Origin of the sequence: Bacillus halotolerans (assembly GCF_001517105.1) — a bacterium.
Taxonomy (GTDB): Bacteria; Bacillota; Bacilli; order Bacillales; family Bacillaceae; genus Bacillus; species Bacillus halotolerans.
Genome location: NZ_LPVF01000003.1, coordinates 2,501 through 4,590, shown reverse-complemented (window position 1 = coordinate 4,590; position 2,090 = coordinate 2,501). Strand labels below are relative to the sequence as shown.

The 2,090-nt window shown below is 53.1% G+C and carries 2 rRNA genes (1 of these 2 cut by a window edge); both read left to right on the top strand.

The window, feature by feature from the left end:
- Window position 1: 1 nt before the first annotated feature.
- A 16S ribosomal RNA gene (locus AU387_RS02420) occupies window positions 2-1,551 on the top strand.
- A 109-nt stretch (window positions 1,552-1,660) separates the two neighbouring features.
- Window positions 1,661-2,090, top strand: a 23S ribosomal RNA gene (locus tag AU387_RS02415) (it continues 2,498 nt past the right edge of the window).
- The 16S and 23S rRNA genes sit together here, the layout of an rRNA operon.

Genomic DNA, 2,090 nt, shown 5'->3' with positions numbered 1-2,090 from the left:
TTTATCGGAGAGTTTGATCCTGGCTCAGGACGAACGCTGGCGGCGTGCCTAATACATGCAAGTCGAGCGGACAGATGGGAGCTTGCTCCCTGATGTTAGCGGCGGACGGGTGAGTAACACGTGGGTAACCTGCCTGTAAGACTGGGATAACTCCGGGAAACCGGGGCTAATACCGGATGCTTGTTTGAACCGCATGGTTCAAACATAAAAGGTGGCTTCGGCTACCACTTACAGATGGACCCGCGGCGCATTAGCTAGTTGGTGAGGTAATGGCTCACCAAGGCAACGATGCGTAGCCGACCTGAGAGGGTGATCGGCCACACTGGGACTGAGACACGGCCCAGACTCCTACGGGAGGCAGCAGTAGGGAATCTTCCGCAATGGACGAAAGTCTGACGGAGCAACGCCGCGTGAGTGATGAAGGTTTTCGGATCGTAAAGCTCTGTTGTTAGGGAAGAACAAGTACCGTTCGAATAGGGCGGTACCTTGACGGTACCTAACCAGAAAGCCACGGCTAACTACGTGCCAGCAGCCGCGGTAATACGTAGGTGGCAAGCGTTGTCCGGAATTATTGGGCGTAAAGGGCTCGCAGGCGGTTCCTTAAGTCTGATGTGAAAGCCCCCGGCTCAACCGGGGAGGGTCATTGGAAACTGGGGAACTTGAGTGCAGAAGAGGAGAGTGGAATTCCACGTGTAGCGGTGAAATGCGTAGAGATGTGGAGGAACACCAGTGGCGAAGGCGACTCTCTGGTCTGTAACTGACGCTGAGGAGCGAAAGCGTGGGGAGCGAACAGGATTAGATACCCTGGTAGTCCACGCCGTAAACGATGAGTGCTAAGTGTTAGGGGGTTTCCGCCCCTTAGTGCTGCAGCTAACGCATTAAGCACTCCGCCTGGGGAGTACGGTCGCAAGACTGAAACTCAAAGGAATTGACGGGGGCCCGCACAAGCGGTGGAGCATGTGGTTTAATTCGAAGCAACGCGAAGAACCTTACCAGGTCTTGACATCCTCTGACAATCCTAGAGATAGGACGTCCCCTTCGGGGGCAGAGTGACAGGTGGTGCATGGTTGTCGTCAGCTCGTGTCGTGAGATGTTGGGTTAAGTCCCGCAACGAGCGCAACCCTTGATCTTAGTTGCCAGCATTCAGTTGGGCACTCTAAGGTGACTGCCGGTGACAAACCGGAGGAAGGTGGGGATGACGTCAAATCATCATGCCCCTTATGACCTGGGCTACACACGTGCTACAATGGACAGAACAAAGGGCAGCGAAACCGCGAGGTTAAGCCAATCCCACAAATCTGTTCTCAGTTCGGATCGCAGTCTGCAACTCGACTGCGTGAAGCTGGAATCGCTAGTAATCGCGGATCAGCATGCCGCGGTGAATACGTTCCCGGGCCTTGTACACACCGCCCGTCACACCACGAGAGTTTGTAACACCCGAAGTCGGTGAGGTAACCTTTATGGAGCCAGCCGCCGAAGGTGGGACAGATGATTGGGGTGAAGTCGTAACAAGGTAGCCGTATCGGAAGGTGCGGCTGGATCACCTCCTTTCTAAGGATATTTACGGAATATAAGACCTNNGTGTTCTTTGAAAACTAGATAACAGTAGACATCACATTCAATTAGTAACACAAGATATCACATAGTGATTCTTTTTAACGGTTAAGTTAGAAAGGGCGCACGGTGGATGCCTTGGCACTAGGAGCCGATGAAGGACGGGACGAACACCGATATGCTTCGGGGAGCTGTAAGCAAGCTTTGATCCGGAGATTTCCGAATGGGGAAACCCACCACTCGTAATGGAGTGGTATCCATATCTGAATTCATAGGATATGAGAAGGCAGACCCGGGGAACTGAAACATCTAAGTACCCGGAGGAAGAGAAAGCAAATGCGATTCCCTGAGTAGCGGCGAGCGAAACGGGATTAGCCCAAACCAAGAGGCTTGCCTCTTGGGGTTGTAGGACACTCTATACGGAGTTACAAAGGAACGAGGTAGATGAAGAGGTCTGGAAAGGCCCGCCATAGGAGGTAACAGCCCTGTAGTCAAAACTTCGTTCTCTCCAGAGTGGATCCTGAGTACGGCGGAAC